Below are 17,505 nucleotides of genomic sequence, written 5' to 3' on the forward strand. Positions count from 1 at the left end.
CCAGAGCCCCGTCAAGCCCGCTGCAGCAGGAAGACGCCGGTCTCGCCGATCCAGTTGGCCCAGTCGCCCGGCGCCATCGGCACCGCCTTGCCGGAGCGGTGGACCACCATCGCCCGTTCGATCCGGATGCCCATCGCATCGCACAGCGCGACGAAGTCGGCGATGGTGCAGTGATGGATGTTCGGGGTCTCCCACCATTGGTCGGGCAGCCCCTTGGTCACCGGCATCCGGCCGCCATGCAGCAGGGCGAAGCGGACCCGCCAGTAGCCGAAGTTCGGGAAGCTGACCAGGGCGCGGCGGCCGATCCGCACCAGATGGCCCAGCGTCGCCTTGGGGTCCTTCATCGCCTGCAGCGTCTGGCTGAGCACGACATAGTCGAAGGCAACGTCGGGATAGTCGGCGAGGTCGGTGTCGGCGTCGCCCTGGATCACCGACAGGCCGCGGGACAGCGCCACGCTGACCCCCGCCGGCGAGATCTCGATGCCGCGCGCATCGACCCGCTTCTCGCGCCAGAGATGGGACAGCAGCGCGCCGTCGCCGCAGCCGACGTCGAGGACACGGGTGGCGGGCGCCACCATGTCGGCGATCAGCCGGAGGTCAGGGCGCAGTTCGAGGCCGTCGGGCAGGGGCAGGTCGCGCGGCATCAGCGGGAGGCCACCAGGCGCTGGCCGAGCCCGCGATGCTCGGCCAGGCCTTCGAGGAAGCCGCGCATCACGCGGTGGAATTCCGGCTCGTCGAGCAGGAAGGCGTCATGGCCCTTGTCGCTGGCGATCTCGACGAAGCTGACATTGGCGGCGACGGTGTTGAGGCCGTGGACGATGGCCCGGCTTTCCGCCGTCGGGAACAGCCAGTCCGAGGTGAAGGACACCAGGCAGAACCGCACCGGCGTCGGCTTGCCGCCCGGCCGGAACGCATCCGCCAGCACGCCGCCATGCTCCGCGGCCAGGTCGAAGTAATCCATGGCGCGGGTGATGTAGAGGTAGGAGTTGGCGTCGAACCGGTCGACGAAGGTCATACCCTGGTGGCGCAGATAGCTTTCGACCTGGAAGTCGGCGTCGAAGCTGAAGCCCAGCCGCTGCCGGTCCTGCAGGTTGCGGCCGAACTTGCGGTGCAGCGCCGTCTCGGACAGGTAGGTGATGTGCGCCGCCATGCGCGCCACCGACAGGCCGCGGGTCGGCCGGATGTCGCGCGCTGCGTAGTCGCCGCCATGCCAGTCCGGGTCGGCCATGATGGCCTGGCGCCCGACCTCGTGGAAGGCGATGTTCTGGGCCGAGTGCCGCGCCGCCGTCGCGATCGGCAGCGCCGCGAACACCCGGTCGGGATAGGCCGAGGCCAGCTGCAGCACCTGCATCCCGCCCATCGACCCACCGATGACGCAGAACAGCTGGTCGATGCCGAGATGGTCGACCAGCAGCATCTGCGCCCGCACCATGTCGCCGATGGTGATCACCGGGAAGGTCAGGCCGAAGGGCCGCCCCGTTTCCGGATCGGTCTCGGCCGGGCCGGTGGTGCCCATGCAGCCGCCCAGCACATTGGCGCAGATGATGAAATAGCGGTCGGTGTCGATCGGCAGGCCGGGGCCGATCAGCATGCTCCACCAGCCCGGCTTGCCGGTGACCGGGTGCGGCTCGCACACGAACTGGTCGCCGGTCAGCGCGTGGCAGACCAGGATGGCGTTCGAACGGTCGGCGTTCAGCGTGCCGTAGGTCTGGTAGGCCAGGGTGAACGGGCCGATGGTGGCGCCGCTGTCCAGTGGCATTGGCCGGTCCGCCGCCAGCTGCACCCGCCGGCCGGGCAGATTCGGCCGCGTCGACGAGGCGGCTGAGCTGTGGATGTGAAGCGGGGCGACCATCGGGTGCGGCCAAGGATTTCAGGACGCGATAGCTAGAGTCCGGGGTTCCGGCATGTCAATGCTTCGATGCATAAAACCCAAGATGTTTCCTTTGCTTTCGCACCCTCCCCGTTCTACACCTGATCCCCTTCAGCCCGGCAGGTTTCAGCCCCTTTTCAGACGATGCCAGACACCCCCCAGACCCTCGAATCGTTGCGCCGGCAGATCGACGAGATCGACGATGCGATCCATGACCTGATCATGCGTCGCGCCGGGGTGGTCGGGGATATCGCCGCGACCAAGAGCAGCGACCGGGTGGCGATGCGGCCGGGCCGCGAAGCCACGATCCTGCGCCGGCTGGCCGCCCGGCACGAGGGCGCCTTCCCGCTGCCGGAGCTGACCCGGATCTGGCGCGAGCTGATCACCGGCTTCACCCGCATGCAGGGCCCCTTCGCCATCGCCGTCTATGCGCCGGAAGGCCACGACGACCTGTGGGACCTGGCGCGTGACCACTATGGCAGCCACACCCCGATGACCCCGGTGGCCGCGCCGATCCAGGCGATCCGCGCCGTGCACGAGGGCACCGCGACGCTGGCCGTGGTGCCCTGGCCGGTCGAGGCCGACGGCGACCCCTGGTGGCGCATCCTGTTCTCGGACGATCCGCGCACGCCCCGGATCGTCGGCAGCCTGCCCTTCGTGGTCACCGAGCGGCACCGCGACGAGCCGCTGGCGCTGGCCGTCGCCCATATCGAGCCGGAGCCGACCGGCGACGACCACGCCATGATCGCGGTCGAGGTCACCGGTGACATCAGCCGCAGCCGGCTGAAGCAGACCTTCGAGACCGTGGGGCTGCCGCCCGTCGCGTTCTGGACCCGGCAGGCCCGCACCGCCGAGGATCCGGTCATCCACCTGGTCGACGTCGCCGATTTCGTCGCCATCGACGACAGCCGGCTGCTGCGGCTGGCCGAACGCCTGCAGGAGGACCTGGCTCCCCGCATCCGCCTGATCGGCGGCTTCGCCACCCCGATCGCCATCGGCCGCCGGAGCTGACGAGACTATGACGACCATCCAAGCGCCGCGTCCGCGCCCGGGCCTGCTCGACATCGATCCCTATATCGGCGGCGAGGCCAATGCCGTGCCGCATCCGCGGCTGGGCCGGACCATCCGCCTCGCCTCCAACGAAGGCGCCTTCGGCCCCAGCCCGCAGGCGACCGCCGCCTATCGCGAGCTGGGCGGCGAGATCCACCGCTATCCCGACGGCGGCGCCTGCGCGCTGCGCGAGGCCCTGGCGGCGCGCTTCGGCCTGGACGCCGGGCGCATCGTGGCCGGCGCCGGCTCGGACGAGCTGATCGCCCTCCTGGCCAAGAGCTATGCCGGGCCGGGTGACGAGGTGCTGTACAGCCGCCATGGCTTCCTGATGTATCCGATTGCCGCCAAGGCGGTCGGGGCCACGCCGGTCGCGGCGCCGGAAGCGCAGCTTCACACCGATGTCGACGCGCTGCTGGCACGGGTGACGCCGCGCACCCGCATCGTGTTCCTGGCCAACCCGAACAACCCGACCGGCTACCTGCTGCCCCGGGCCGAGGTCGAGCGGCTGCACGCGGCGCTACCGTCGGACGTGATCCTGGCGCTCGACGCGGCCTATGCCGAATACATCGACGATCCCGACTACAGCGCCGGCGCCGACCTGGTCGACCGGGCCGGGAACGTCGTGATGCTGCGCACCTTCTCTAAGATCTACGGCATGGGCGCGCTGCGGCTGGGCTGGGCCTATGCCTCGGCCGGCATCACCGACATCCTGCATCGCGCCCGCGGGCCGTTCAACGTCAGCGCCGCGGCGCAGGCGGCGGGTGTGGCCGCGCTGGCCGACCGGGATTTCGTGGCGAAGAGCGTCGCCCACAACGCCGAATGGCGGCGCTGGACCGCGGCGGAGCTGGCGAAGCTCGGCCTTGCGCCCCTGCCCTCCGCCGGCAACTTCCTGCTGGTCGATTTCGGCGACCGCGACGCCGAGGCGGCGCGCCAGCACCTGAAGGGCACCGGCATCCTGGTCCGCCAGATGGGCGGCTACGGCCTGCCGTCCTGCCTGCGTATCACCATCGGCACCGAGGACGAGATGCGGGCCGTGGTCGAGGCGCTGGCCGAGCATCTGCGCGGCCGATGAGTCCCGAGGCGACAGGCGCGGAACCGGCCGCGCCGATCTTCCGCCGGCTGACGCTGCTGGGCATCGGGCTGATCGGATCGTCGGTCGCGCGCGCCGCCCGCAAGCACGGGCTGGCCGGCGAGATCATCGGCCATTCGCGCCGGCAGGAAACGCGCGACGAGGCCATGGCGCTGGGCTTCCTCGACCGGGTCGAGGCCGATCCCGCGGCCGCCGTGGCCGGCGCCGATGCGGTCATGATCTGCGCCCCGATGGGCGCCTATGAGCAGCTGGCGAAGGCGATCGCCCCGGCCCTGGCGCCCGGCGCCGTCGTCACCGATGTCGGCTCGGTCAAGGGCATGGTGGCGAAGACCATCGCCCCCTACCTGCCGGCCGGCGTGCACCTGGTGCCCGGCCACCCGATCGCCGGCACCGAGCATTCCGGCCCCTCGGCCGGCTTCGCCGAGCTGTTCATCGACCGCTGGTGCGTGCTGACGCCGGAGCCGGGCGTCGACCCGCAGGCGGTGGCCAAGGTCGAGGCGCTGTGGCGTGGCATGGGCATGATGGTCGAGAAGATGACCGCCGAGCACCACGACCGAGTGCTGGCCATCACCTCGCACATCCCGCATCTGATCGCCTACACCATCGTCGGCACCGCGTCGGACATGGAGGAGGCGACCCAGGCCGAGGTCATCCGCTTCTCCGCCGGCGGCTTCCGCGACTTCACCCGCATCGCCGGCTCGGACCCGGTGATGTGGCGCGACGTGTTCCTGACCAACAAGGACGCGGTGCTGGAGGTGCTGCAGCAGTTCACCGAAGACCTGGTCCGGCTGCAGCGCGCCATCCGCCGCGGCGAGGGCGACACGCTGCAATCCTGGTTCACCCGCACCCGCGCCATCCGCCGCGGCGTCGTCGACGCCCATCAGGAGGAGATGGAGCCGGAAAAGGCCGCGCGGCTGACCAAGGACGACTGAGGGCCCGTTACGGGGCCCAATGCACCTCGGGCAGCTTCGCGACCTGCATCGGGCCGAACGACACCTTGCCCTTCTCGATCGTGATCGGCGCCGTCACCGTGCGGGTGCCGTCCGCCGCCGGCTGGCCCGCCATCAGGTCGAGCCCGACCTTGGCGAAGCCGGCATCGCGCGCCTTCACCACCCCGGCCTGCTGCAGGTCGTCGATCACCGGGCCGTAGCCGCGGATCTTCGCCGTCAGCGTGCCCTGCGGCTGCAGCTTGTCGTCGAGGTCGAGGGTGCCGTCGGCATCGATCGTGAGCGGGCCCCAACGCAGCGCCATCTGGTCGACCCGCAGCTTGCCCCCGGCGTCGCGCCAGGCGGTCAGCTGGGCCGCGGTGGCGGCCTTCGGCAGCACGCCGAGCACGGTCAGCCGCGCCGCCAGCATGTCGACCCGCCGGCCCAGCGTGGCCAGGCCGAGATCCGGCGTCTCCACCCCCTCGATGTCGAGCGACAGCGTGGCGCCGGCCCCGGCCTCTTCCGGCGCCCGGTCGACCGACCCGTTGATCCGCGCCACCGGCAGCGGCGCCTGCAGCAGCCCGCCCGACAGCTCGACCTGCGCCAGGGTCAGCTGCAGCCGCGTCGGCTGGCCGTCGGTTCCCATGCGGGCGCTGCCGCTGCCCGACCCCTTGACCAGGGCGGTCAGCGCCGGGCTGCCCGGCAGCGTCACGTGCTGCGGCGGAGCGATGGCGAAGCCGATCTCCGGCAGGGTCCAGGGCTTGACCGTGGCGACCAGCCCGGCGGCGTCCCAGGCCAGGCCGTCGATCCGGCGCAGGCTGGGCGCCTGCGATTCGACGGTGAAGGTGAAGGGGAAGCCGTCGACCTTGAGCGTGCCGGGATTTACCGTCATTCCCGGCGGCGGGTTGGCGGCGGAGGCCTGCGCCTGCGCCTGCACCTTGCCCGCGGCCCAGTACCAGCCGCCGGTCCAGCCGGCGGCGATCAGGGCGACGAGGGTGGCGGGGACGGCGACGATGCGGCGCATGGAGGATCCCGGGCGGTTTCACAGGCGGGCACGAGGCCGCGCCGCGGCCGCCCTGTCAAGCCGAAGCCGCAGAACGCGACACGAAGCCTCTCCCCTTCGCAGCTGCAAAACGCTACATCTGGTGGATGGCCGATGGTCATCACGACTGGAAGACACCGAACCTGCCGTTGACACCGGGCGAACCGCTCTGGGTGTTCGGCTATGGCTCGCTGATGTGGAATCCGGGCTTCCCGCATCTCGAGCGGCAGCCGGCGGTGCTGCACGGCTATCACCGCCGCTTCTGCGTGCTGTCCCACCGCTACCGCGGCACGCCGGAACGGCCGGGGCTGGTGCTGGGGCTGGACCGCGGCGGCTCCTGCCGCGGCATCGCCTTCAAGGTCGCGCCGGACGACGTCCCGGCGGTGGTGGCCTATCTCTGGGACCGCGAGATGGTGACCGGCGTCTACCGGCCGAGCCTGAAGCAGATCCGGCTGCCGGCCGGCCCGGTCACGGCCTGCTGCTTCCTGGCCGACCGCCGCCATCGCCAGTATTGCGGCGCGCTGGACGCCGAGCAGACGGTGGCGATGATCCTGACCGGCGTCGGCATCAGCGGGCCGAACCGCGACTACCTCTTGAACACGGTCGAGCACCTGCACGAACTCGGCATCCGCGACGCCGCCCTGTCGGCCCTGGCGGACCGGGTGGCGGCGGAGCCGGCGGTCGAGATCGCCTGACGCGCGGTCAGCCGCAGCGCGAATAGCCGCAATTCAGGCAGGTATCGCAGCCCTCCTGCCGGATCAGGGTCGGATGGCCGCATTTCGGGCAGGACCGGCCCGGCGGCCGCGCCGGTGCCGCGACCGCCTCGGCCGTCACCTCGACCGCGACCTCCGGCACCAGGCCCTCCGGCTTTTCCAGGAAGCCGGTGGCGATCATGTGCCGCTCGATGGTCTCGCCGATCGCGGCCAGCAGCGAGGGCACGTAGCGGCCGCCCATCCACTGCCCACCGCGCGGGTCGAACACGGCCTTCAACTCCTCGACCACGAAGGCGACGTCGCCGCCGCGGCGGAACACGGCGCTGATCATGCGGGTCAGCGCCACGGTCCAGGCGTAGTGCTCCATGTTCTTGGAGTTGATGAAGATCTCGAAGGGCCGGCGCTGCCCATCCTGGACCGTGTCGTTGAGGGTGACGTAGATGGCGTGGTCGCTGTCCGGCCAGCGCAGCTTGTAGGTCTCGCCCGGCAGCACCTCGGGCCGGGCCGCGGGGGCGCCGGGCGCCGGCGTCTCGGCCCGCACATCCGCCGTCCTGGGCCGCGCCTCCAGCACCGCACCGGTGATCGCGTTCGGCCGGTATGTGGTGCAGCCCTTGCAGCCCAGCGCATAGGCCTGGGCATAGATGTCCTTGAAATCCTCGAAGGCGAGGTCTTCGGGGCAGTTGATGGTCTTGCTGATCGAGCTGTCGATCTGGCGCTGTGCCGCCGCCTGGATGGCGAGGTGATCGGCCGGCGCCAGGGTCTGGGCGTCGACGAAATGGTCAGGCAATGGCGCGTCGGCGCCGTGGATCTCGCGATACAGGCGGTAGGCGAAGTTCTCCACCGTCTCGGCCCGGCGGGTGCCGTCGGGCAGCAGCACGTTGCGGGTGTGGGTCCATGCGAACACCGGCTCGATGCCCGAGGCGACGTTGCCGGCGAACAGCGAGATGGTGCCGGTCGGCGCGATCGATGTCAGCAGGGCGTTGCGGATGCCGTGCTGGGCGATCAGGGCGCGGATGTCCTCGGGCAGCTCGACGACGCCGGGGGCGGCCAGGAACCGGTCGCGGTCGAACAGCGGAAACGCCCCCTTCTCCGCCGCGATCTCCGCCGAAGCGCGATAGGAATGGCGCTTGATCGCGCCCAGCCAGTCCTCGACCAGCGCGGCCGATTCGGGCGACCCGTAGCGCACCCCCATCATCAGGAAGGCGTCGGCCAGGCCGGTGACGCCGAGGCCGATGCGCCGCTTGGCCTTGGCCTCGGCCGCCTGCTCCGGCAGCGGGAAGCGCGAGACGTCGACGACATTGTCCATCAGCCGGATGGCGACCGGCACGATCTCCGCCAGCGCGTCATGGTCGAAGGCGGCCTGCGGCGTGAACGGGTCCCGCACCAGCGTCGCCAGGTTGACCGAGCCAAGCAGGCAGGCGCCATAGGGGGGAAGCGGCTGCTCTCCGCACGGATTAGTGCTTTGAATTTGCTCGCAATATTGCAGGTTGTTCTGGGCGTTGATGCGGTCGATGAAGATCACGCCCGGCTCGGCCGAATCATAGGTCGAGCGCATGATCCGGTCCCACAGCTCGCGCGCCGGCAGGGTGCGGAAGACGCGACCGCCGAAGACCAGGTCCCAGGGTGCGTCGGCCTCGACCGCCGCCATGAACGGGTCGGTGGCCAGGACCGAGAGGTTGAACATGCGCAGCCGGCCGGGAGTGCGCTTGGCCTCGACGAAATCGACGATGTCGGGGTGGTCGCAGCGCAGCGTCGCCATCATCGCGCCGCGGCGAGAACCCGCCGACATGATGGTCCGGCACATCGCGTCCCAGACATCCATGAAGGACAGCGGGCCCGAGGCGTCGGCGCCGACGCCGGCGACCAGCGCCCCCTTCGGCCGCAGGGTCGAGAAGTCGTAGCCGATGCCGCCGCCCTGCTGCAGCGTCAGCGCCGCCTCGCGCAGATGGGCGAAGATGCCGGACATGCTGTCCGGCACCGTGCCCATGACGAAGCAGTTGAACAGGGTGACGTCGCGCCCGGTGCCGGAGCCGGCGAGGATCCGGCCGGCCGGCAGGTAGCGATGGCCGCGCAGGATGCCGAGGAAGCGTTCGGTCCACAGCGCCGGATCCGATTCGCCCGCGGCCACCGCGGCAGCGACGCGGCGCCAGCTGTCCTCGACGGTCAGGTCCACGGGGGTGCCGTCCGGCCGCTTCAGCCGGTACTTCATGTCCCAGATCTGGGTCGCGATATCGCCCGGCTCGGCCACGATGGACCTCCCGCAGAACGGCATACCCCCAAAGGATGGGGGTATGCCCGGACCGGGTCAACCAGGGTTCGTGGCAGCCCCCAGGATACCGCTATTCCAGCCCGGCATAGATCGCGGCGCGCATCTCGGCGACGAATCGGCCGTTCATGCCCTCAGGCGCGGTGTTGGTCAGGCCGACGACGCTGAGCCGCTTCGCCGGGTCGACGAACCAGCTGTGGCCGTAGACGCCGCCCCAGCGCCAGGTGCCGGCGGTCATCGGCACCCCGGCCACCGCCGGGTCGGTCACCAGCGCGAAGCCGTAGCCGAAGGTGGTGCCCGGCGACTCCGGCATCGCCAGCCCGGGGATCTGGCTGGTGGCCATGGCCTGCACTGTTTCCGGCCGCAGGATCGGCGCACCGCCACGGCGCAGCGTCTCGAGGAACACCAGGAAGTCGCCGGCGGTGCCCGCCATGCCGGCGCCGCCGGAGGGGTAGGAGGCCGGGTCGAAGATCCGGCCGGGCGCGAAGCTGAGCCCGGCGAAAGGCCGCGTCGCGGGGATGACGTGGGTCTCGCCCATCCGCACCGGCCCGGCGTCGTCATCGGCATAGGCCGCGGCCAGGCGCGACCGGTCCGGCGGGGCGAAGCCGGTGTCGTTGAGCCCGAGCGGTTCGGTGATCCGGCGACGCACCAGGTCCCCCAGGCTTTCGCCGCCCGCCCGCTCCAGCGCCGCGCCGAGCACGTCGAGCGCCACCGAATAGGACCAGGCCGAGCCCGGGGCGAAGGCCAGCGGCGCCGAGGCGATGCGACGCAGATTCTCGGCGAAGGACCGGCCCGGCGCGTCGAGCCCATCGGAGACGCCGGCGCGGTGATAGGGGCCGTCCGGCGGCTCGGCGAAGCTGTAGATCAGGCCGGAGGTGTGGGTCAGCAGGTGGCGGATGGTGATCATCGGCTCGCTGTCGTCGGCCAGCTTAGGCCGGAAGTCCGGCAGGAACTTCGTCACCGGGTCGGCCAGGGCGATCCGCCCCTCCTCGACCAGCCGCAGCGCGGCGGCGGTGACCATCGGCTTGGTCAGCGAGGCGTAGAGGAACACCGTGTCCTCACGCACCGGCCGCCCGGCCTCGCGGTCGGCCAGGCCGGCGGCGCGGCGATACACCAGCCGGCCATCCTGCGCCGCCAGCACCACCGTGCCGACGATGCGCTTTTCCGCCAGCGCCCGGTCGATCGCGGCATCGATCCCTCGGGACAGGGCCGGATCGGCGGTCGGCGCGGCATCCAACAGGCCGGTCGTCATCGCAGGACTCCATTTTCGGATGGATCGCCACGAAATATGATCGCAGAGTGTTCGTCAACCAGATTTTCAGACCGATCGCTATGAAAACAGATCCGCCGCGACCCCGCGGCCGCCCCCGGGGCTTCGACCGCGACGCCGCGCTGGACCGGGCGCTGCCGGTGTTCCGGCGCCAGGGCTATGAGGGCGCGTCGGTCGCCGACCTGACCGCGGCCATGGGCATCACCACACCCAGCCTGTACAGCGCCTTCGGCTCGAAGGAGCGGCTGTACCACGAGGTGCTGGACCGCTACCGCGCCGACCCACAGCGCGCCGCCCCCTGGGCGATGGCGGCGGCGACGGCGCGCGAGGCGATACAGTTGATCCTGGAGGGCTCGGCCCGCGACTTCAGCGATCCGGCCCAACCGCCCGGCTGCATGATCTCGACCGCCGTCCTGACCTGCGCCCCGGAGAACCGGCCGGCGGCGGCAGCGCTGGCGTCGATGCGCGGCAACACGGTGGCGCGCCTGCGCAGCCGCTTCGCCCGCGCCCTGGAGGATGGCGAGCTGCCGCCCGGCACCGACCCGGACGAGCTGGCGCGGTTCTACGGCGCCATCATCCAGGGCCTGTCGGTGCAGGCGCTGGACGGCGCCACGCACGAGGACCTGCTGAAGATCGTGCGTCGGGCGATGACCGCCTGGCCGGGCCCCTCCGGACCGGCTAATCCGGCAGCGTGACCGGTTTAGCGGCGGCCAGGGGCGCTCGTAGGCGGTCGGGGTCGTCGTAGCGCCACAGCGACAGGCCGGCGCAATGCTCGACCCGGTCGGGCATGCCGTAGCGGGCGACCACCGCATGCAGGTTCAGCCCGTCCATCAGGATGAAGGCGAAGGCCGGCGCGCCGGCATCGCTGGCCCAGTCTTGCCCGGCCCAGTCCTGGTTCATGATCCAGTGATAGGGGGCGCCGTTGCGCGCCACCTGGGCCGGCTGGATGCGGCGGCCGGAATGCAGCAGCAGCGGCTTGGCCCACCAGTAGCTGGCGAGGCCGGCGATCGGTTCGGCCGGCGCGAGGCAGGCGAGGACCGGCGGCGGCTGGATCCTCGCCGCCAGCTGGTCGGGACGGGCCCACAGCGCCGCGCCCACCACCAGCAGCACCGCCAGCCCGGCGCCGATCAGGCTCAGCCCGGGTCGCGGTCCGACCCGTTCAGCGGCGAGATGGGCGAACCACAGCGCGGTCAGGAACAGCCAGGGCTGGAAGTAGCGCAGGAAGGAATCGTCGCGGAAGATGCCGAACAGCACCACCGCCAGCAGGATGGCGAGCGACGCGACGGCAGCGAAGACCGCGATCCGGTCCGCCGCCGCAATCTCGCGGGTACCGGCCGCCAGGCCGCGCAGCACCGCGACCGCGCGGATCACCGGCAGCAGGGCGAAGGCGATCAGGCCGAGATTGACCGCCAGCTCGGCCATGTCCCCACGCCACAGCACGCCGCCGAGGCGGGACAGGCCGTAGCCGATGCCGAGATCCAACTGGCGGCGATAGATCCCGTTCAACGGGTTGATCCAGCCCTGCAGCAGGAAGGCCGCCAGGGCCGCAGTGCCGACCACGGCCGCGGCCGCCAGCGCGGCGTGACGGGTCTGCGGCGCCCAGGCGCAGAGCAGCGCCAGCCCCAGGGCCGGGACGGCGGCATAGGGCAGGACGAAGCTGTCCGACAGCACCCCGGCGAGGAGCAGAGCGGCGAGCCCGGCCAGCGGCCAGAGGCCGGGCCGGTCGAGCTGGCGCAGCAGCAGGGCCAGCACCGCGGCCGCGATCAGGATGGCGCCGAAATGGAAGGTGGTGACGAAGGGGTAGACCAGCCAATAGAGCGCGTAGAAGCCGGCGAGGCCCCAGCCGAAGGCGAAGAGCGCGGCCAGCAGCATGGCAAGCGCGGTCAGGACCAGCGGCGCCGAGCGGCCGCCGGCGGCGCGGTGCATGGCGATGCCGAGCAGCAGGTAGAGCCCAAGCTGCAGCGCCGCGTTCAGGCCGATCGCCTGCTGGAAATCCGCCGCGGCCAGGTCGGCCAGCCCGTAGACCAGCATGTCGGGGAAGACATAGGGGCCGGGCGTCAGGTGCCAGCCGCGCAGCGCATCCAGGCCGCGATGCAAATCGTCGAACAGCGCTGGAAGGTACAGGGCGTCGGCATTGTCCAGCAGATCGGCGGCGCCGGGCAGGCGCAGCACCAGCGCCGTGGCCAGCAGCGACAGGCCGGCGACGGCCAGGAGCAGCGAGAGCCCGTCCAGCAGCCGCCCTGGCGCGATCGGGGTCAGGCCGGGGCGGCCGCGTTGGTCGGGCGCACGGTCGGCGGGCCACCGGCGGCGACCGACAGGCGCTCCGACGCCGCCTCCAGCTCATCCTCCAGCCGCCGCATCATCTCGTCTCGCTTCAGCCCGGCGGGGATCGGCGGCAGGAATTCGACCGTGATGGTGCCCGGTCGCTTGCGGAAGGCGCGGCGGCCCCAGAACACGCCGGAGTTCAGCGCCATCGGCACCACCGGCACGCCCAACCCCTCATAGAGGGCGCCGACGCCGATGCGATACGGCCGCCAGGTGCCGGGCGCCGTGCGGGTGCCCTGTGGGAAGATCGCGATCGGCCGGCCCTCCGCCACGCGCGGCCTGGCGCTCTCGATCATCACCTTGACCGCCCGGCTGCCGGCGCCGCGGTCGACCGGGATCATGCCGGTGCGCACGAGGTAGCGGCCCCACACCGGCACCTTCAGCAGCTCCGCCTTCAGCACGATCGCCGGGTCGCCCAGCAGCAGGTGCAGCTTCAGCGTCTCCCAGGCCGACTGGTGCTTGGCGGCGACGATGCAGGCGCCGGCGGGCAGGTTCTCGCGCCCGACCACGCGGTAGTCGATGCCGAGCACCGTCTTCTCCAGCCAGTGCACCACGCGCAGCCAGACGAAGATCCAGGCCATCATCGTGCGGTGCGACAGGAACAGCGACGGCAGCAGCGCGAAGCAGCACACCGCCGTCCAGCCGAAGAAGAGCAGGTTGAAGAGGGCCGAGCGCAGGATGGTCATGGCTTCCGCTATATCCCGCCAAGGGTGACGCGCGCCAGCGCAACCAGGAATTTATTGTATTCGGAGACGATCAGCCGCGCCGTGCCGGGCCACGCCCACCAGCGTTCGAGATGCACCGTCCCGGGGTCGACCGGCTGCCGCCGGATCTCGATCTCCGGCATCGCGGCGCGGAATTCCAGCATGGCGCGCGGCATGTGGTAGTTCGAGGTGACCAGCCGCAGGCTGTGGAAGCCCCGCGCCCGCATCCATCCCGCCGCCTCCTGCGCATTGCCGATGGTGTCGTCCGCGGCGTAGCCGAGATCGACGCAGCAGCGCAGCGAATCATCGGTCGGGCCGAGGGCGAACAGCTCCTCCAGCCGCACGTCGCGATGCACGCCGCTGACCAGCAGCCGCTCGGCCACGCCGCGCGCCAGCAGGTCGAAGCCGACGCGCAGCCTTTCGCTGCCGCCGGTCAGCACGACGATGGCGTCGGTGTGGTCGGGGTCGACCTCGCCGCCGCGCTCGGCCTGCGCCACGAACCAGCCGAGGCCGAGCGCCCAGGCCGCGGCGAGGACGAGCAACACCAGCAGCGCCCGGTGCAGGCGGCGGCGCCAGGGCCGGGGTTTGACGGGCGGATCGGCGGTCATCGACATCGGACGAAAGATTGCTGTGGCACCGGGCCGGAAGCGACGGCGCCCGGACAGGAAAGGGACGGATCGTGGCAAGATTATGCGGCGGCGTCATTGCCTGGATGAAGCGGCCGGCGCCATGCCTCCAAGTCGTTCCCGTCACTCACAAAATTGCCTCGGATGATATAGGCATCGGCGGATCGGCATGCGATAACGCGGCATGATCGTCACCTGCCCCAGCTGTTCGACCCGTTATCTCGTCGACCCGGCGGCGATCGGCCATGACGGCCGGCGCGTCAAATGCGCCCGTTGCGGCCATTTGTGGCGCGAATCCTCGGTCGAGGTCATGGCGGCGGCAGCGGCAGCGCCGCATTCCGTGCTGGTCGGGCCGGCGGCGGCGCAGGCCGCCCCGGCCGCGCCCCCCGGCCAGATCCGCAACCTGCCGGCGGTGATCGCGCCGCGACGCCGCGACGGCCCCGCCGTCGGGCTGGCCCTGGCGGTGCTGCTGATCGGCGGGCTGGCCGGGGTCGGCTATTTCGCGCGGGAATCGATCGTCCGCTTCTGGCCGCCGGCGATCCGGCTGTACGACACCATCGGCGTGCCGGTGGCGGAGCCGGTCGAGACCGGGGCACTGGGCCAGGGGCTGGTGCTGCAGGAGCTGCAGGTCCGGCGCATCGCCGGCGCCGGGCTGGAGCAGGTGGTGGTCACCGGCCGGGTCGAGAACCGCGCCCTGGTGACCCGCCCGGTGCCGCCGATCGAGGTGCGCCTCCTGGATGGCAGCCGCACGGTCGTGGCCCGGTCGCCGCTGACCGTCGCCACCTCCACCCTGGCGCCGGCGCAGTCGGTCGACGTGGTGGCGACGATCGAGACCACGCCCGACGCCGCCACCCGGATGGAGATCGGCACCCAGGCCGCGACGGCGCCGTAGCCAGCCTAGATCGTGGTGGCCCGCAGCGTCGCGGCCCAATGTGCGAGCCGGTCCTTCAGCGCCCGGTCGCGCACATAGGCGATGTCCTCGTCCTCCAACTGCTCCAGGACCGCGAAGCTGAACGCCTCGGGGCCATGCGCGCGCCAGGCCGCCTGCAGCGAGCGATGCGGGTTGCTGCCCTGGCGCAGGGTGAACCAGAGACGGTTCTGGATGGTGGCCAGGTCGGGCGCCCGGCCGACCCAGCATTCGCCCAACGGTTCGCAGCGGACCGCATAGATGCCGGCCGCGACCTTCCGTTCCTTATAGGCATCCACCGCTGCCTTGCGATCGTCGCCCTTCATCCAAGCACCCCACGAACTGATGCCGGATCCCTACCCCGGGACGGCAGGAAACGCAATATCACCCGGGTAAATTAACGCGATCTCCTCAGCCTTGGATGAAGCCCAGCAGGTCGCGGTTGAATCGGTCCTTGTCGGTCAGGAACAGGCCGTGCGGGGCGCCGGGATAGATCTCGAGCCGGCTGCCGGGGATCTCCGCGGCGACGGCGCGGCCGCAGAGATCGGCCGGCGCCAGCTGGTCGGCGTCGCCCTGGACGACCAGCGCCGGCACCCCGATGTCGCGCAGGTCGGAGCGGAGGTCCACGGTGGCATTGGCGCGCTGGCAGCCGACCGCCGCCCACAGCGCGGTCTGCAGCGCGAGGTCGAGGCCCCAGCGCGCCAGTTCTGGCGAGCAGTCCCGGCCGAACAGCGCCGTGGCGTTGGCGGCGTAGTAGGCCGGGCGGTCCGCCCGCATGCCGGCGATGGCGTGGTCGAACACGGTCTGTCCGGCCGCGTCGGCGGGCAGCGCCAGGGCGGGACAGGGCGGCAGCGGCGCCGCCAGCACGATGCGGGCCACTCGCCCGGGGCCGTGGCGCGACAGGCAGCGTGCAACCTCTCCCACCGCCATGGAATGGCCGACCAGGGTGGCCTCGCGCAGGTCGAGCGCGGCCATCACCGCGACGAGGTCGTCGGCCAGGGTGTCGAAATCATAGCCGTCGCCCGGGTGGTCGGACCGGCCATGGCCGCGCCGGTCATAGGCGATGCAGCGCAGCCCGGCTTCGGCCAGATCCGTCATCTGGTACTCCCAGATGTCGGCATTCAGGGTGAAGCCGTGGATGAACAGGACGGGCCGGCCCCGGCCGATATCCTTAACCCGAAGCAGGGTGCCGTCACGGGTCTCGATCATGGGTCGCTCTCCAGTGGTCTAGCCGGATCAGAGCCCATGTGAGGGCACGAAAGCGATTACCCCGGGGGTAACGTCGACGTTACCCCGGAGGTAACGCCGATCCACGTGCCGATGTGACGACAGGACTCAAGGTCATTTCACCTAAGTGAAAATTTCCGCTGCCCGTCTGCTCCTGTCGAAAGCCGCAGTTTCCTTGGATCGTTGCTGTAGCCACAGCAAACCCGGCGTTATCGCCTCGCAAGCCTCCCGGAAAATGGGCTTGACAGTCTCTCGGCCTCCCGGTCAGGCTTCTTTCACAAAAATGAAAATCTGCCACCTGACAGGGGGTGAGATCGATGCTGATGCGGGCCATGCGATCGCCGGCGCCATCACCCGAGGCCGCGCCCCGGGCGCACAGCCTGGCCCTGGCGCGGCTGTCCCGCAGCTACGGCCCGATCCGCGCCGTCGACGACGTGTCGCTGGACATCCCGAGCGGTGAGTTCCTGACCCTGCTCGGCCCCTCCGGCTCGGGCAAGACCACCCTGTTGATGATGATCGCCGGCTTCGTCACGCCGACCGCGGGGCGGATCGCGGTCGACGGGCGCGACGTCACGGCGATGCCGCCGGAGAAGCGCAACTTCGGCATGGTGTTCCAGGGCTATGCCCTGTTCCCGCACATGACCGTGGCCGAGAACATCGCCTATCCCCTGCGGGTGCGCGGCCTGGGGCGGGCCGAGATCGCCGCCAAGGTGGCCGCCGCCATCGCCCGGGTGCGGCTGGACGGGTTCGACGACCGCCGCCCCCGCCAGCTGTCCGGCGGCCAGCAGCAGCGCGTCGCGGTCGCCCGCGCTTTGGTATTCGACCCCGACATCGTGCTGTTCGACGAGCCGCTGGGCGCGCTGGACCGCCAGCTGCGGGCCGAGATGCAGCTGGAGCTGAAGACCCTGCACCGCGACCTGGGCGCCACCTTCATCCTGGTCACCCACGACCAGGACGAGGCGCTGTCGATGGCCGACCGTGTCGCGGTGATGGAACGCGGCCGGCTGGTCCAGGCCGGCGCGCCGGACCAGCTGTACGAACGCCCGCGCAACCGCTTCGTCGCCGAGTTCCTGGGCAAGAGCAACTGCCTGGCCCTGCGCATGGCCGGCCGGGACGGCGCGTCGATCCGGCTGGAGAGCGCCGGAGCCAGCGTGCTGCATCACGGCCCGGAGACACCGGCGCCCGGCCGCGCCGTGCTGCTGGCGCTGCGGCCGGAGAAGCTGCGGGTTTCGGCGCAGGAGCCGCGCGAGCTGGCCAACCGGGTGCCCGGCCGCATCCTCGACATCGCCTATCTCGGCGCCACAAGGCAGGTGGTGGTCGAGACCGACGCCTTCGGCCCGCTGACCGCGACCGGCTTCGCCTGGGAGGCGGCGCCGGACCTCGGCCTCGGCGCCACCGCCTGGGTCAGCTGGGCGCCGGAGGCGACCGTTCTCATCGAAGACGAGGCCGACACGCAAGCGGCCCGCGAACACTGAAACAGGGGCAGATC

The 17,505-nt window shown here is 71.2% G+C and carries 17 protein-coding genes; 7 read left to right on the plus strand and 10 right to left on the minus strand.

Annotated elements, in window-relative coordinates; all coding sequences use genetic code 11:
• Positions 1 to 11: 11 nt before the first annotated feature.
• Together metW and metX are read right to left on the minus strand one after the other, a co-directional pair.
• Positions 12 to 644, minus strand: a complete 633-nt coding sequence (gene metW / locus E9232_RS33650) for a methionine biosynthesis protein MetW (RefSeq protein ID WP_309801667.1) — start codon at positions 642 to 644, stop codon at positions 12 to 14.
• Positions 644 to 1,852 (minus strand): homoserine O-acetyltransferase MetX, encoded by a 1,209-nt coding sequence (gene metX, locus E9232_RS33655; RefSeq protein WP_309801669.1) that lies wholly within the window; start codon positions 1,850 to 1,852, stop codon positions 644 to 646. The genes metW and metX overlap by 1 nt, the downstream gene beginning before the upstream one ends.
• A 162-nt stretch (positions 1,853 to 2,014) precedes the next feature.
• Here metX and E9232_RS33660 point away from each other — a divergent pair, with 162 nt between their 5' ends.
• From E9232_RS33660 to E9232_RS33670, 3 genes are read left to right on the plus strand one after another with little or no spacing between them, the layout of a single operon-like run.
• Positions 2,015 to 2,881, plus strand: a complete 867-nt coding sequence (locus tag E9232_RS33660) for a chorismate mutase (RefSeq protein WP_309801670.1) — start codon at positions 2,015 to 2,017, stop codon at positions 2,879 to 2,881.
• Between the two features lie 7 nt (positions 2,882 to 2,888).
• Entirely contained in the window at positions 2,889 to 3,992 is a 1,104-nt protein-coding gene (gene hisC / locus E9232_RS33665) for a histidinol-phosphate transaminase (RefSeq protein WP_309801671.1), read from the plus strand.
• Positions 3,989 to 4,942, plus strand: coding sequence for a prephenate/arogenate dehydrogenase family protein (locus E9232_RS33670; protein WP_309801672.1), 954 nt, complete (start codon positions 3,989 to 3,991; stop codon positions 4,940 to 4,942). Before hisC ends, E9232_RS33670 begins: the two co-directional genes overlap by 4 nt.
• A 7-nt stretch (positions 4,943 to 4,949) precedes the next feature.
• On the opposite strand, the gene E9232_RS33675 is transcribed toward E9232_RS33670, so the two are convergent.
• Positions 4,950 to 5,960 (minus strand): DUF2125 domain-containing protein, encoded by a 1,011-nt coding sequence (locus E9232_RS33675; RefSeq protein ID WP_309801674.1) that lies wholly within the window; start codon positions 5,958 to 5,960, stop codon positions 4,950 to 4,952.
• Between the two features lie 125 nt (positions 5,961 to 6,085).
• Between E9232_RS33675 and E9232_RS33680 the strand changes: the two genes are divergently transcribed.
• A complete protein-coding gene (locus E9232_RS33680; RefSeq protein WP_309801677.1) occupies positions 6,086 to 6,673 on the plus strand; it encodes a gamma-glutamylcyclotransferase in 588 nt (195 codons plus the stop codon).
• A 7-nt stretch (positions 6,674 to 6,680) separates the two neighbouring features.
• On the opposite strand, the gene E9232_RS33685 is transcribed toward E9232_RS33680, so the two are convergent.
• Entirely contained in the window at positions 6,681 to 8,939 is a 2,259-nt protein-coding gene (locus tag E9232_RS33685) for an adenosylcobalamin-dependent ribonucleoside-diphosphate reductase (RefSeq protein ID WP_445351998.1), read from the minus strand.
• A 91-nt stretch (positions 8,940 to 9,030) separates the two neighbouring features.
• Positions 9,031 to 10,209: a serine hydrolase domain-containing protein gene (locus tag E9232_RS33690; protein WP_309801678.1), complete on the minus strand. Its 1,179-nt coding sequence runs from the start codon at positions 10,207 to 10,209 to the stop codon at positions 9,031 to 9,033.
• Between the two features lie 80 nt (positions 10,210 to 10,289).
• On the opposite strand from E9232_RS33690, the gene E9232_RS33695 reads away from it, so the two are divergent.
• Positions 10,290 to 10,922, plus strand: a complete 633-nt coding sequence (locus tag E9232_RS33695) for a TetR/AcrR family transcriptional regulator (RefSeq protein ID WP_309801679.1) — start codon at positions 10,290 to 10,292, stop codon at positions 10,920 to 10,922.
• On the opposite strand, the gene E9232_RS33700 is transcribed toward E9232_RS33695, so the two are convergent.
• From E9232_RS33700 to E9232_RS33710, 3 genes are all read right to left on the minus strand, one after another.
• Entirely contained in the window at positions 10,906 to 12,399 is a 1,494-nt protein-coding gene (locus E9232_RS33700) for an alpha/beta hydrolase (RefSeq protein ID WP_309801680.1), read from the minus strand. The genes E9232_RS33695 and E9232_RS33700 overlap by 17 nt on opposite strands.
• An 83-nt stretch (positions 12,400 to 12,482) precedes the next feature.
• Positions 12,483 to 13,238, minus strand: coding sequence for a lysophospholipid acyltransferase family protein (locus tag E9232_RS33705; protein ID WP_309801682.1), 756 nt, complete (start codon positions 13,236 to 13,238; stop codon positions 12,483 to 12,485).
• A gap of 8 nt (positions 13,239 to 13,246) precedes the next feature.
• Positions 13,247 to 13,870 carry a YdcF family protein gene (locus tag E9232_RS33710; RefSeq protein ID WP_309801684.1) on the minus strand — a complete coding sequence of 208 codons (624 nt, stop codon included), beginning with the start codon at positions 13,868 to 13,870 and terminating at the stop codon, positions 13,247 to 13,249.
• 196 nt (positions 13,871 to 14,066) lie between these two features.
• Between E9232_RS33710 and E9232_RS33715 the strand changes: the two genes are divergently transcribed.
• A complete protein-coding gene (locus tag E9232_RS33715; RefSeq protein ID WP_309801686.1) occupies positions 14,067 to 14,774 on the plus strand; it encodes an MJ0042-type zinc finger domain-containing protein in 708 nt (235 codons plus the stop codon).
• A 5-nt stretch (positions 14,775 to 14,779) separates the two neighbouring features.
• Here the strand turns inward: E9232_RS33715 and E9232_RS33720 are convergent, their stop codons facing one another.
• Together E9232_RS33720 and E9232_RS33725 are read right to left on the minus strand one after the other, a co-directional pair.
• Positions 14,780 to 15,115 (minus strand): GIY-YIG nuclease family protein, encoded by a 336-nt coding sequence (locus E9232_RS33720; RefSeq protein WP_309801687.1) that lies wholly within the window; start codon positions 15,113 to 15,115, stop codon positions 14,780 to 14,782.
• A gap of 85 nt (positions 15,116 to 15,200) precedes the next feature.
• The gene (locus E9232_RS33725; RefSeq protein WP_309801688.1) at positions 15,201 to 15,998 is read right to left on the minus strand and encodes an alpha/beta fold hydrolase; all 798 of its coding nucleotides are present in this window, start codon (positions 15,996 to 15,998) and stop codon (positions 15,201 to 15,203) included.
• 350 nt (positions 15,999 to 16,348) lie between these two features.
• Between E9232_RS33725 and E9232_RS33730 the strand changes: the two genes are divergently transcribed.
• Positions 16,349 to 17,491, plus strand: a complete 1,143-nt coding sequence (locus E9232_RS33730) for an ABC transporter ATP-binding protein (protein WP_309801689.1) — start codon at positions 16,349 to 16,351, stop codon at positions 17,489 to 17,491.
• Positions 17,492 to 17,505: the final 14 nt, after the last annotated feature.

The sequence above is a fragment of the Inquilinus ginsengisoli genome, assembly GCF_031453975.1.
Lineage (GTDB): Bacteria > Pseudomonadota > Alphaproteobacteria > DSM-16000 > Inquilinaceae > Inquilinus > Inquilinus ginsengisoli_A.